General features: G+C 58.9%; 4 protein-coding genes. 2 read left to right on the forward strand and 2 right to left on the reverse strand.

Annotation, left to right across the window (positions count from 1 at the left end; translation table 11 throughout):
• Position 1: 1 nt before the first annotated feature.
• Both O7A70_RS28660 and O7A70_RS28665 read left to right on the forward strand, forming a co-directional pair.
• Positions 2–1,756: a type I secretion system permease/ATPase gene (locus O7A70_RS28660; protein ID WP_337143353.1), complete on the forward strand. Its 1,755-nt coding sequence runs from the start codon at positions 2–4 to the stop codon at positions 1,754–1,756.
• Positions 1,756–3,060 carry an HlyD family type I secretion periplasmic adaptor subunit gene (locus O7A70_RS28665; RefSeq protein WP_337143354.1) on the forward strand — a complete coding sequence of 435 codons (1,305 nt, stop codon included), beginning with the start codon at positions 1,756–1,758 and terminating at the stop codon, positions 3,058–3,060. The genes O7A70_RS28660 and O7A70_RS28665 overlap by 1 nt, the downstream gene beginning before the upstream one ends.
• 868 nt (positions 3,061–3,928) lie before the next feature.
• Here the strand turns inward: O7A70_RS28665 and O7A70_RS28670 are convergent.
• Positions 3,929–10,309, reverse strand: coding sequence for an HTH domain-containing protein (locus O7A70_RS28670; protein WP_337143355.1), 6,381 nt, complete (start codon positions 10,307–10,309; stop codon positions 3,929–3,931).
• Positions 10,310–11,128: 819 nt separating this feature from the next.
• A complete protein-coding gene (locus O7A70_RS28675; protein ID WP_337143356.1) occupies positions 11,129–13,897 on the reverse strand; it encodes a UvrD-helicase domain-containing protein in 2,769 nt (922 codons plus the stop codon).
• Positions 13,898–13,968 lie beyond the last annotated feature (71 nt).

Here is a 13,968-nt window from a genome sequence, read left to right on the forward strand (position 1 = left end):
CTTGAAAGCGTCGCCGCAGCCCCATCCCTCCGAACCGCCGCGAACGACCCTCGCGGCGGTTCTTGGTTCTTTCCGCCGCGCGTTCGCCGGCATCGCGCTGATGAGTGGCGTCGTCAACATCTTGGCCTTGACCGGCTCTTTCTTCATGCTGCAGGTCTATGACCGCGTCATTCCCGGCCGCAGCGTGCCGACGCTGGTCGGGTTAGCGGTATTCGCCGCCGTGCTCTTTGTCTTCCAGGGCGTTCTCGAACTCATCCGGTCGCGCCTTTTGGTGCGCATTGGCATGGGTCTGGACGCGCGCCTGAGCGGCCAGGTCTATGCCGCGCTCATGCGGCTGCCGCTGCGCACCAAGCTCGCGGGCGACGGCTTGCAGTCGCTGCGCGATCTTGATCAAGTGCGCTCCTTCCTGTCGAGTGCCGGTCCGACCGCGCTTTTCGACCTGCCATGGATGCCGCTCTATCTCGGCATCTGCTTCCTCTTTCATTTCTGGATCGGCATGACGGCGCTGGCCGGCGCAATCGTCCTGTTTGGCCTGACACTGCTTGCCGAGGCGCGCACCAGGGAGCCGGCAAGGAGGGCCAACAGCCAGGCAGCCGCGCGCAACACCCTCGCCGAAGCGACACGGCGCAATGTCGAGGTGCTGCAGGCGATGGGTTTCGGCTCGCGCATTGCAAGCCGTTGGGCTGATATCAACGCCGACTATCTCGGCACCAACGCGAAGGCGAGCGATCTCGCCGGCACGCTGAGCACAATCTCGAAGATCCTGCGCATGATGCTGCAGTCGGGCATCCTGGCGATCGGCGCATGGCTGGTCATTCACCAGGAAGCGACTGGCGGCATCATGATCGCGAGCTCGATCATGATGGGCCGGGCGCTGGCGCCGATCGAGTTGGCGATCGCGCACTGGAAGGGCTTTGTCACTGCCCGTCAGGCGTGGGGAAGATTGACCCAACTCCTGGCGCTGCTTCCCGAGGCCGCGACGACCGTTTCGCTGCCCGCGCCGGCCTCTGCCCTCACGGTCGAGACCATCAGCGTTAGTCCGCCGAGTGAGCGGCGGTTGGTGGTGCAGGACGCAAGCTTTGCTCTGGAGAGGGGCGCTGGCCTCGGCATTATCGGGCCAAGCGCTTCCGGCAAATCCTCGCTGGTGCGGGCGGTTGCCGGTATCTGGCTGCCGGCCCGCGGCGCGGTCAGGCTGGATGGCGCAACGCTCGACCAGTGGTCGCCGGAGGAACTCGGCAGGCATGTCGGCTATCTGCCGCAGGACGTGCAGCTCTTCGACGGCACCATTGCCGAGAACATCGCACGCTTCGAGCCCGAGGCGCCCTCAGAAAAGATCTTGTCGGCGGCCCGGGCGGCCGGCGTCCACGACCTGATCGTCCATCTGCCGGAAGGCTACGAGACACGCATCGGCGAGGCAGGCTCGGCCCTGTCGGCCGGCCAGCGGCAAAGGGTGGCGCTGGCGCGCGCTCTTTATGGCGAGCCGTTCCTGGTCGTTCTCGATGAACCCAATTCCAACCTCGACGCCGAAGGCGAGGCCGCCTTGACCGAGGCGATCCAGGGTGTTCGCGCCCGCGGCGGCATCGCCATCGTGGTGGCGCATCGTCCAAGCGCGCTGGCGAGCCTCGATCAGGTCCTGGTGATGGCGAATGGCCGCGTCCAGGCCTTCGGCCCGAAGAACGAGGTCCTGAACAAGGTCACGCGGCCGGCTGGCGTCCCCCTGAAAGTCGTGCCCGCGGCCGAGGAGAACGCATCCTGATGGCCGGGGCTCGCACCATAGATCGTACCATTCGCCGCTATCTGCTTGGCGGGGTCGCGGCTTGCGTCCTGCTTGTCGGCGGCGCCGGCAGCCTTGCGGCGGTCACCGAAATGTCGGGCGCCGTGATAGCGTCGGGAAAGCTGGTCGTCGATTCCAGCGTCAAGAAGGTGCAGCACCCGAGCGGCGGCGTGGTCGGCGAGATCATGGTGCGCGAAGGCGACGCGGTGAAATCCGGCCAGGTCCTGCTGCGCCTCGACGAGACCGTCACCCGCGCCAACCTCGCCATCGTCACCAAGGGCCTCGATGAGTTCGACGCTCGCTTGGCCCGTCTCGAGGCCGAGCGCGACGACCATGCCGCCATCGCCTTTCCGCCCTCGCTGACTTCCAGGCAGGATGATCCGGCGGTCGCGCGCGCCATGGCAGGCGAGCAATCGCTGTTCGATTTTCGCCTCCAGGCTCGCGCCGGTCAGAAGGCCCAGCTGGAGGAACGCATCGCCCAGCTTTCGCAGGAAGCCTCAGGACTTGCCGAGCAGCGGACGGCTAAGAGCCGGGAGATCGAACTGATCGGCACCGAGCTCGACAGCATCCGCAAGCTCTGGCAGCAGAAACTTGTGTCGATCGACCGGCTGACGGCTCTGGAACGCGATGCCGTCCGGCTCGATGGCGAGCATGGCCAGCTGACCGCGTCGATCGCGCAATCAAAGGGTCGTATCGCCGAAACCCGGCTGCAGATCATCCAGGTCGACCAGGACCTGCGCAGCGAGGTGGCGACTGAACTGCGCGATGTCCAGGGAAAGATAGCCGAGTTCGTCGAACGCAAGGTCTCGGCCGAGGACCAGCTCAAGCGCATCGATATTCGCAGCCCGCAGGATGGGGTCGTTCACCAGCTTGCCGTTCATACGGTTGGCGGCGTGATCTCGCCAGGAGAGCTCATCATGCTGGTGGTGCCGGTGGCGGACGATCTGACTGTCGAGGCACGCATTGCGCCGCAGGACATCGACCAGCTCTCGCTGGGTCAGGATGTTGCCCTGAAGCTCTCGGCCTTCAACCAGCGCATAACGCCGGAACTGAACGGCGTCGTCGGCGAGATCTCGGCCGATCTCAGTGTCGACGAGCGCAGTGGGGCGAGCTTCTACACGGTCAGGGTCAGCCTGCCGCGTACACAGGTGAAAAAGCTGAAAGGTTTGACCCTGGCGCCTGGCATGCCCGTCGAAGCCTTCTTTTCAACCGGCAGCCGCACAATGTTATCCTACCTCGTGAAGCCACTGGCCGATCAGATCGCGCGGGCCTTCAGGGAAGAGTGAACATTTCGAACGCTTCGGGAGCGAATGTCGAGCACCTGGTCGAGTTTCCCAGCGCGCATCCGTTCAAAAATGCGCCGGACATATCCTTCCGCGTCGACCAGCCTTGCAACGAGGTCGCGATGGTAGCGTCACCAGGCAGGGTCAGGGGACCTTTTGCCATCATGTCGACGACGATGCCTGCAGTTCATCACGCACGCGAGCTTCAGAACGCGCACAAGCGGGCTCCACCTTTAGACCGACCCAGCGAGGGCGTGCCCTACAGCTATTCCGACTCCGATCGCGATCCTCCGGTCGAATTGTTCGTGCTCATGAGGGACGCTGGGGTCTCTCGATCCACAGTGGCGCAAATTTGATCGAAGCTCCCATTCTGGGGTTCGAATACCGCCAATACAGCGCTAGCACTGCGTCCGTTTGCTGAAGGAAGATTCTTCGCGAGCTTTGCGGCTTCAAAGCCGGTCCCCGCAACCAATTTTATCATAAATCTATAACCGTCCCGGTCTAACCGGGACGGTTTTTGCGTTTAAGGGCGATTCGGCGTTCAGGATGGCTGAGTTACCCCTCCGACTACCCTACCCCGGCCTTGGCGTGATCCCGCGGCTCTATACGTTGGGTGAGCCTGTCGCGAGCAACAGGTTTGGGTGTGCCGATCGCTTGAGCGGGTCCGGTGCGTCAGCCGTCCGCATCGTGTGCCCTGTTTGCGGACCGTGAAGTCGACCCAAGGCTGCCGGTCCGCAATGCGCCTCATCGCAGACGTTCAGGCCGACTTTGCTTCTGCCCAAAAGCGGTCGCTCGGTGGGCGCGAACAGAAGTTGGTCCTGCGCCTTCAACCACGACGCTCGGGCGAAGCGATTGCCTCCTCGAGGCACGGTCAGTGAACTGTTCGATTTCGCCTAGTTCGAGTGATCGCGCGGGCCCTGCCGAGTGCCTGCGTGAGCCTTTCATCGCGTTGAACTAGGACGTCGAAAATGTCATCCAGCCTGGAAAGGGCTTCGTTGCCGTTCACCAAGAAGCAGATGCGGGCCGCATACTCACCTACAACCTCATAATATCGATGGCTAGCGGGACAGACGGCGCACGCTTCCGTTATCACGGCGAAAACATCTGTGATCTCCGTGGAAGCATCAGCACCGCGGGCTATGACAAAACACCGATCAATCAGGGCTTGCGCCACAACCTCAGATCGGCCGGCAAGAGCAAAGTGCGCTGCAAGTTTAAGATAACGAAGTTCGATCTCGATGTCGGTGACGGGCTCGTTCACGCCTACCGTCAAAATACGCGCCACATTGTTGATAGCTTGTTGGGAAGGAATCGAGGCATATGTTAGCGCAGCAAGGCCGGGTACATCGGCGAGACGAGTGGCTTGGTCGAGCGCCGCCTCTACCTCAGTAAGCACGTCTCGCAGCGCAGAAACGGCATTCGTTGATGCGATGAAATCATCGAATGGCCCGGGAAACATTGACGTAAGCATACTCCTACTGTCGGCGAGGCGTGTTGTGGCCGCGTCAATCAGTTCCACCCACGCGGCCGGTCGGTTGGCCTCCGCCAGCATATAGAGCGCTCCACGTACACGACCGACCAACTCCGCAAAAATATGTTCGGGGCTGATCCAATCAGGGCACCAACGCGGAGCGTCACGGCGATCAACAATGCAATTCCAGACATAGTGCGCGTAAAAATTGCGGGCCACCCAACCCAAGAAGCCCACCGTATCAGGCATTCTCCCGAGAGCGTTGGCTAACACTCCGGCGTGTGTCAGAGCTGCAAGTCTCGTCCAGAAGACCGGCGCGGAAGCAGCTTTCGCCGCGCGACGGATTTCAATGGTCGCGACAATGGCGCACGCTGAAAACATCTCATAGCGACGCTCTGAAGCTTGCGCGTCACCGAGCAACTTTCTGAGGAACGCGCTGCCGAGATCGACAAACGCATCATCCTTGTCAAGCAGCGCGCGACATACCTCAAATCCAAAGATTAGAGTGAATGGGTCTTCCGCGTCCAGCAAGGGGGAGAGATCGGCGGCAGCGAGACCTTCTAGCTGGTCGAACGGAATTAGCGGTTGCCACAGTGCCGTGAAAGCGATCCGACGAACAGCTACCGTCGGGTTGCGCTCAAGAAGCGATCGACGAGCGCTCCTGAGTTCGCCTCGTATGAACGTTTCCATGTCCCGAGTTTCGCCTACCGGCGCGACAAGTCGGTCAAAATATGCAGGCGCGTCTGGCAACATCGTTTCACGACTGAGCGACTGCGGCTTCTGTAGGTCGGCTGCGAACGCTTCAGGCGTGTAGCCTAACGTCGTCATCAGTTCGTCGTACTCGCTGTCTGTCAGGGCGCGACCTCCGGCGGTCTCGTGCCAGGACCGCTCCTCTTTCTCTGAAAGCGGCTGAGTGGCGAAAATACGTTGCAAACCCTCGATCCGAACCTCTCGCTCATCACTCAGAAGATCCGCGTTGTTGAAAGAGAAGCTTTCGCCTTTCACGACCAAGGTTGCCTTCCCACCGGACTGGCGGCCGACTTTACCGCGCACGCGCTGTCCATCACTGAGCGTTATCACCGCGCTGGTACGGCCCCTAATTGCCGCCCGAAGCGCATTATGCAGACCGCCAGTCTCGACAGAAAGCTGCTCGCCCAGCGGGTAGGAGAAGCGCGGCTTGATACCAAGTTTGGCCCGGAACTCCTCGTCGAGGAGCAATGGCATTCGCACTGATGGCGGGAGCGGATTGAGAAGCAGTGCGGCCAGCACCTCGCGATGAATCTCAACATCCGATTGATCGTCGATCCTCCAAAGCCGCCAAATGTACGATTTCAGGAACTCGATAGTCGCATCCCAAATTTCTGGTCGATCCTTTTGAATGGGGCCGACTACTCGCTCCTCAACCCAAGAAAAATACTCACGCTGCCGTCCTTTCTTGCCTTCAGTGAAGACCAAAAACATGGCGGCCTGCATACCGGCCTGCTGCAGCGCAGTTGACCAAAGAATTTGATTGTCGGTGTCGGGGCACCAAGCCAGTGGATCGGGCAAAATTGACATCAGCCAATCGGCACGAGTTGCGGCTACTTTTGCGTTGATTAGCGCACTCCACGTCTGACGTACTGCCTTGTAAATCGCTAGGCGTATGCCGGCCAACCACCAATCTTCTGGTGGGAGGAACAGCCCGTGAATTTGCGGCAGAGCGATACTTTCACGGATCGCCCTTAACTCGGGCGTCTCGTCCAGACGTCCGTCCTTGCTTGACGCGAGTCCTAGCCAATGCATCAGCTCGTCGGCTTCCAGCGGCACCGCATAGAAACCGCCGGCACGCAATCGATGGCGTGCCAGCCAATAACTATCGCTATTTAGTTGGCCGGATCGACGCAGCGACGCAAGCACATCGAGCGTAGTCGCACACGGAACCGTTCGACCCGCGCCGTCGGACCAATTTGGCAGTTTGTTTAGACATCTATCGTCAGCGACGATGACGTCAATGTCAGCAAGTTTGGAGAGAAGATCGAGAGTAGGCGCCGCATCGGTGGGGTCCTCGTGCTCGTCATCCGTCTGGTCTCGTTCCGATGCGTGTCTGGCGGAGAAGGTGATCCGGCCACTTTCAACTTGTGCCGATATTTTGCGGCGTATTTCGTCAATGGCCGTGAGCAAGCCGTTGGTATCTTCGGCATGCCGCAGGGTGGCCTGAGCTTGTTCGGCGACATCCTCGTGCACGTACACGCTTGCAACAGAACTCGTTACACTATCGAGAACGCCAACGTGATCGAGGTACGTGACGGCGAGGTCGTCGAGGTAGAGAGTCGACGTGGTTTCGATAGGCTTCGCTTCAGGCCAGCCTTGGTCTAGCTGTCTTAGATAAGCTTCCGCCTCATTCTTTCGCGCGGAATCGATCTTGGATGACAAGAGCAACATGACACGATGCGTATCGGTAAGGACCGACTTGTAGGCGTCCATGTCGACCGTTTCTTCGAGATAAGAGCCGAGCTTCGAGACAGGAGCGGTTCTCACTACCAAGCCGCCTAGAGCCGCGGCCGTTTCCAGCAGCGTGAACAAGTCTCCGCCCATTTCCTTGCTTGCCGCCGTGGCATGCCCGACCGAACGTGGGAGTGTCTTTAGCCGTCCGCTCGCGATTAAGGACTGAATACGCCGTGCTTTGGCAACTTGCGAAGGCTGCTGAATGCGAATGAATTGCCGTTCTGCAAAAAGAAACCCGAGGGTGCGCGGAGAGATGATCACGTGCTTGAAGCATGCCACCGCCGCGTCAAGCAGGCCGAGATACTCCAAGGTTAGCAGGGCGCTGATATCGAGTGCCACCGTTGATGTCTGCGCAACCTCGTCGATGGCCCTTGCCCCTGAAAAAGCAAATACCGGATAGCTTACTCGTTGATCGTCTACATTGAGGTTCCGATGGCTTTGGCCGAGGGTCAAATCAAGCAAGCGGCGATTGACTGCGCGCGCGATCATGAAAACGGGAATCGTCGCTTCGCGAAGCGCCTTTTCAAACCTATTAGTTCGCTCTCTCCATCCGGATGCGTGTTCGATCACACCGCGAAACGACATACTTTGGACAGGCCCATCGGCCCCGGAAAGTTCGATCGCCTTCTGAAACCACTCGTGAGCTCGCGGCTCGTGATCCTCTTCACCACGCTCGGTTGCGAGGACATACGCGGAAAGAAAGACATGTGGATCGTCGGGTGCCTTTTCGATCGCGGCATCGCGAAACTGGTTCACATAGGGACTGGCTATCTCAAGGCAGAGCCTGGCCATCCGAATGCAGTCTTTTGGCGAAAGGATATCCAGCCGGTCTATCTCGCGCGCTACAATGCCCTGTAAGTATCCCCAGTCGCCGGTTTCCACTGAGGTATTGATGACCAGCTCGCGGTCACTGGCCTCACCTCGCGATGAAAACAGCTTGCGCGCGATCGCGCGTGCTTCGACAACCCGACCAATACGATACAACGACCATGCCTTTATCGCTTCGTATTCGGGATCAAGTCCCGCCTGGTCCGGTAGCTCGTTGTAGAGTTCAATGAGTTCTGCGTCCCGCTTCTCTGCATAGAGAGACTTGATCGCTACGTCGAAATCTTCGCGCGTCCTCGTCTCGCGGGCCAATCTAGGCGTGTAGTCGGCGAGCATTTTTGTATCGCGTCGGGCGCGTAAGCCCCCGACCAGAAGTTGCAGTTCTTGAAGGTTTTTAGATTGCTCATAACGCTCCCGATGCCATTCCACCTCATCTTGATTTTCGATGGCGACGATCGCCTCTTCGGCCTCTCCGGCCTGCTCATTGGTAAGATGCTTGCCGCGATGCCTATCAAGCGTTTGCCTTGCCTCGTCGATACGGCCGCTACGGGCAAGGGCTTCAACTTCGAGAGCAGCGAGATAGCCGAGTGCGAGATCACTCTGTGCGAAGAGATCTTCGCGATGAGCGGCAAAGAACGCGTTGATCGTGTTCGCCTCGCCATCGTGAAAAGCCAGAAGGAACGCAGCGAAACGCTCGTCCGACGACCATCCGCCGAGTTCCTTGCGCCGGACCAAGCTGCGTTGGAGCGCATCTTTATCAAACGGCGCACCATAGGCGAGCGCTAGGCGAACACGCTGGAGGATTGTTTTCGGGTCGGCGAGTTCTGCCGCCAACTGCGCACAGGCAGCATCTCGCTGATCTGGAATCTCTAGGCGAAGCCAAAGAGCGAACTCCGACAGAAACTCGCCTAGGTGATCAATTCCAAGCTCTTGGACCTTAGCTTGGAGAGTCTGCACGTCAGCGAATGCCGCTTTGACAAAGTTTTCCGCGTTCGGGCCGGTGGCAAACTGCAGGATGCGAGGATTGATCGGCAGGCCCTGAAAGATAGCCGCTCTGCGATCGCGGGGGAGGAGCGACGCGAGAAGGAGCTGTGCCCTGAGGAGATAAAGCGCCGCGATTTCATCGAAATACGAGTTAGGGATTTCTTGGACAAACGTCAGAGCGTCATCGAATTCTCCATTTTCGATTGTCTTGATCACAAGATTCAATGCGCTGGGCGGCGTAAAATCGACGGCCTTGAAATTTTCTGCGCGCGCCCATTCTAAGGCAATACTGGTTCCCCGCTCTCGGACCAACATGAAAAATACCGCCGATCGGGCCTCGATATCGTGGCGTGTCTTCAGATCGCGCAAGGCTGCATCAGCCTCGCCAGCCGCCTCCTTAAGATAGGCATCCACGAGGAAAAGATCGCGCGTCGGATCAAGCGTTGCCGCCTCACTGCGAAACCGAGCGGCGGCAGCCCTTGTCTCGGGTACAGCGTTGGCTCGGGCCGCCCGCTCACATACCTCTGCCCGCAACAACGGAGAGGCGAGCGCAAGATCGCCATCGATAGCCCGCTCAGCGAGCATTGCGAGTTCTGTCGCTGTATCCGTATGGCTAAAGCCGCGTCGCCGCAGGGCCTTCGAATACTCCGTCTGCAACTCCCGATCGGCGAACGTTCTTGGCAGTCTAACTACGGGTTCAGAATCATGTCCTTGGAGACTCCGGGCGACAGCCGCAAGATCGTCCTTGGTGGCGAGATTGGCATGAGCCTGCGTTAGCACGTCAAGCATCTGTTCCTGTTTGGACAATGACGCCGCGAAGCGGTTGTCCTCTTCTGCGGCTGGAGAGTGGTATGCCACCGTCGAAGCATCCTTGCTGATGGCAGGAATTCGCGCTGCCAACCGCGTCATCGCTTCGCGCGGACAGACCTTCTCAACCCAAGTACGGCCAAAAAAATCGTCGACAATCTCGGGATGTGGGACCAGGCGTTGCGTGAGACGAACGGCATCCAGCGGATCAAACCCGATGGGTTTTGATGAGAGGATGGTACCGGCGTCCTCAATCGATTCTACAACTTTCGTGTCTTCCAGTGCGCAGGCGAACACCAGGACAAATCGCTTCGCTTTTTCGGCCCATGGGTGCTTAAGAAAAATCTCAAGTGCTGCTGTGACATCCGTCGCCTTGGATGTTTTGTAGCGCTTCGTTTGCCAGACCTCATAGGTGCCGTCAGAGCGACGGACGAGAAGATCGATACCATATTGCTTCTGTCCGCGCGTACCATATGCCCAGGCGCGCTCGACATCTCCGTCGGCTTCAGCAAGCCGTCGACAAAGCCTCTCAAAATTCTCCCAACTGAGTTCGAGGAACGGAAGCCTGTCACCCCGCGTATTCACCGGAGGACTGATGGTTTCTTTGGCAGGTTTCGCAGTCAGCCATTCCGGGTTTTCCTGACGGCTTGGCGCGGCGACTCGGCGGGTTCGAGAGGTCATGCTTCATTCTCACCGAAAGAACGCATGATGTCATCGAACTCAAATTGAGATCAGCATAGGTCCGAGGCTCGAACAGAGCTTATTAACCGATCGACTTCATCAAACGGCAGCTAGCATTGATCGTTCTCCAGAACCAGGCGGTCCGGAATCGGCCCCAAGCGGACGTCAGACAATTCTACTAGTGGCCGTCGACCGGGGTTCTCGGGATTTCAACCTTTCTGTGTCGCGGTCCCAGCCAAAAGTCGAAATGCGCGCTCTTCTGAAAGAAATTGGCATGCCTGGATCCGACATAGTGCGACCCTTGGTTCAAGCACCTACGGAGGTTCGAGCCGGTAGGCCGCTCCATCGCGATACCCACTATCGAAGAAGCACTCTTCTGCTATCGGCGACGCTCTGCATAGCCCATAACTTCGCTGAAGATCGCTCGAATTTAGGTTGCATGGCCCACGATCTCGATAGGCTAACTGCCCTCACGGCGCGCCGAGGTTTGACACACCGACAGCCAGCCTTCGCTAAGCCTTGGGCTTTCGTTTGGCAAGCCCAGCGACGGGCAGGGGGTTTTGGCTGACATAGGCAGAGACAATGTCTGCAGTCAGCCCGACCAGATCAGCCGTCACGGATTCGTTTTGATCACTAAGTATTCGCTCCTGGTATGGGTCAAATCCTCATCGCCCATTTTCCGTATATCGCAATTTTGAGCGATGCCGAGATAAATCCAGCAGCCGCTTCTTTCCCCGTTAGGCCAAAGCTCAACTCAATGCTCGTTAGAGCGTGAGTTCGTAAAGGATGCCAGCTCACCGTCACAATGAGTGCAGGCGGCTACCGTCTTCGCACTACGCTTGCCGGTTCAGTGTGTTTGCAATCGGGAAACTGATTGCATCCGCGAAACATCGATCCGTCTTTGCTGCGTCGCTCGACCAATTGACCGACGAGGCAGGTTGGACATTGGCTCAATTCGGCTCCATCAACCGTCTCGAATCGGACTTCGTCGCCGGCGATCTCGCAAAGCTCCTGAATATAGCGGGATGGCTGACGGCGATTGGTAAGCATGTAGACGCCTCGGCTGGCACGCGTAAGCGCTACGTAGAACAGGCGTCGTTCTTCCGCGTAGGCGAAGGTCTCGGGTCGGGGAATGACCAAGTTCAGCAACTCATCGTCTTCGATGCGGCTTGGTACGCCGTAGTTTCCCTCGCTGACATCTAGCAGGACCGTATAGTCGGCCTCAAGGCCCTTTGCCCGGTGGAACGACAGCCCGGCCACCTCAATGTTGGCAAAGGACGGCGGCCGCCCTTCGAATGGATCGAGGACGTTATAGCGCCACAACACCAAAACCTTGAGCTTGTCGCGCTTTTCGTCGCGCCACCGGTTGGCGATGCCGCCCAGAGCGGCATCCAGCCGTTCGAGCAGGCGCTGACAGGCCGTCGCAAAGTCCGGCTTGTCGCACTTATCCTCAATGGGAATGACACGGATCGATCGCGGGACTGCCGGGCGCGTCGAGCGAACGGACTTTTTGATCTGTTCAGGATTGCGCTGGACAAACTTAGCGGCTGTCTCGGCAATGAGCTGGTTACAGCGATACGTCTGCTCAAGGCGCCCCTGCCAACTGGTCCCGAAGTTCGCTTCGAACCGCGTAAAGATCGTTATGTCCGATCCTGCAAAGCGGTAGATTGACTGCCAGTCGTCTCCGACCGCGAACACCTTGCTGAAGGCTTTCTGCTGTTTGAGCGCCTTGATGAGGTTGGCCCGCGGCTCCGAAATGTCCTGAAACTCATCGACGAGAATCAGGGAATAGGGGCTCCGATATCGTCCGGTCTCGACCAGCCGCACCGCATCCGCGATCATCGAATCGAAGTCGATCCGTTTCGTTTCCTCGAGCTTTCGGGAATATCCCTGAGTGATCGCCCAAACGACGCGCGCGAATAGCTTCGCACGCTCCTTGTCATGCAAGGTCTTGGCACGTTCGAGCAGCATGTCGAGCGTCAAGTGGCTGGCACGTATGTGTTTCAAGCAGGTGGATATCAGCTGGTGATAGTGCTTGATAACGACCGGATCGAGCGCCTTGGTGATTTCGGCGTAGCTCTTGCGCTCGAAAGGTATTGAGCGGCGAACCAGTTCGGACTCGAGCGTGCTGAGCAGCGTCTCGTCGCTGGCCTGAGCGGATGTGGTCTCGAAGAAATCGATCTCATTGCGGCGATATGCCTGCCGCTTGTTCTCGGCGTGCTCGGCGTAGTCCGCAAATGGTGAGCTTCCGTCCGCATCGAGCGCGAAATGCTCATGCACAGTTTCGGTCTGCGGATAGTAGAAATCTGGATGCAGATGGCGGATGCTGCCACCGTCTTCCTCCACCGCAATTTGCCGTTCGTATTCGAAGGCGACTGAATGCAGCCAAAGCCAGTTGGCGATCTTCTTCTCTTGCAACGACTTTACGATCAGGGCGGACAAGGAACCGATCGTGGCGCTACCCTTTCTAAGGGTGTCCGAAACGTAGCGCCGGTAGTCGGCCTCCCCGTCAAATACCTCCATCGGGATGTCGGCCTTGGGATGCACGACGAGAAGCTCGGCCCACATCCGGGCAAATTCCGGATCGCTCTCGACAAGGTTCTGTATTATCGCCTCGATGACCCTGGTTTCGCCGGCGGGATGATCAACCCAATTGGCGAGCTGGGGTGGGCGCCCCTCGACCTCCTCGATGATTCCGCGCCCGAGCGCATGAAAGGTCGTAACACGACATTCTAGGGCGTCCTCTGCGACCTGTAGCTGGGTGGCGATTCTCGCCCTGAGTTCATCGGCTGCGTTTCTGTTGAAGGCCAGGAGCAGGATTTCCTCGGGCCGATAGAGCTGCTTCTGAAGAACGTAGGCGACTTTGCCCACCATGGTCGCCGACTTGCCAGACCCTGCCGAGGCCACCAGCAGGTTGCTGTCCTCCAAGCGGATGCAGGCCTCGCGCTGCTGATCGGAAAAAGAACGCCTGTCGAGATCGTCAAAGAACGTTTGGAATTGTATCAGTTCCGAGCTGACGAAAGCCTCATTGTAGGCGTGGCGGACGCCCGGGTCAGTTATCATGGCGAACGAGGCCGGGAGGGCGGCCCTAAGTCCTGCCGGCATCAGGTCCGGGTTTAGAAGCGGGTGAGAGAGGGCGGCCGCTGCGGCCCCAGGGACGCCGGCAACGGCCCTGCCCAGATCGGCCTGTGCAAGATACTGTCTGTTGCCTTCGGTGATTTCGCGAAGCCTTTCGTCGACATCGAGCAGGCGATCCTTCTCGGTGGCGATCAGCCCGAAGAGGTGAGTGTTGATGAAGGCATGAAGGTCTGCGGCCAGTTGTGTGGCCGCGTCGCCCGACAGCGCCGATAGCGAATCTGTTCTGCCACGAGCGCGGATCTCCACTGTGTGCCACAAGAGGGCCTTGCTGACGGAAATCGACACCATATCGAGGCAGCTAAGCTCTACCTCGCTACCTTGAGCCAGCCGGAAATATCCCGAGATTTTCGGGTTTAGGGTCAGCTTCCATTTTCCCGCCGGAAAAAGCCGTGCAAAGAAGCCGGGACGGTAGGGCCGCGAGCGGCCAGATAACAATTTGATCAAAGCCACATTCAGTACGCCCAGTAAGCCAATAGTGCCGACGGCCGAATATCATGAACAGATTGAGATGTTCCAAATCG

Origin of the sequence: Mesorhizobium sp. Cs1299R1N1 (genome assembly GCF_037179655.1) — a bacterium.
Classification (GTDB): Bacteria; Pseudomonadota; Alphaproteobacteria; order Rhizobiales; family Rhizobiaceae; genus Mesorhizobium; species Mesorhizobium salmacidum.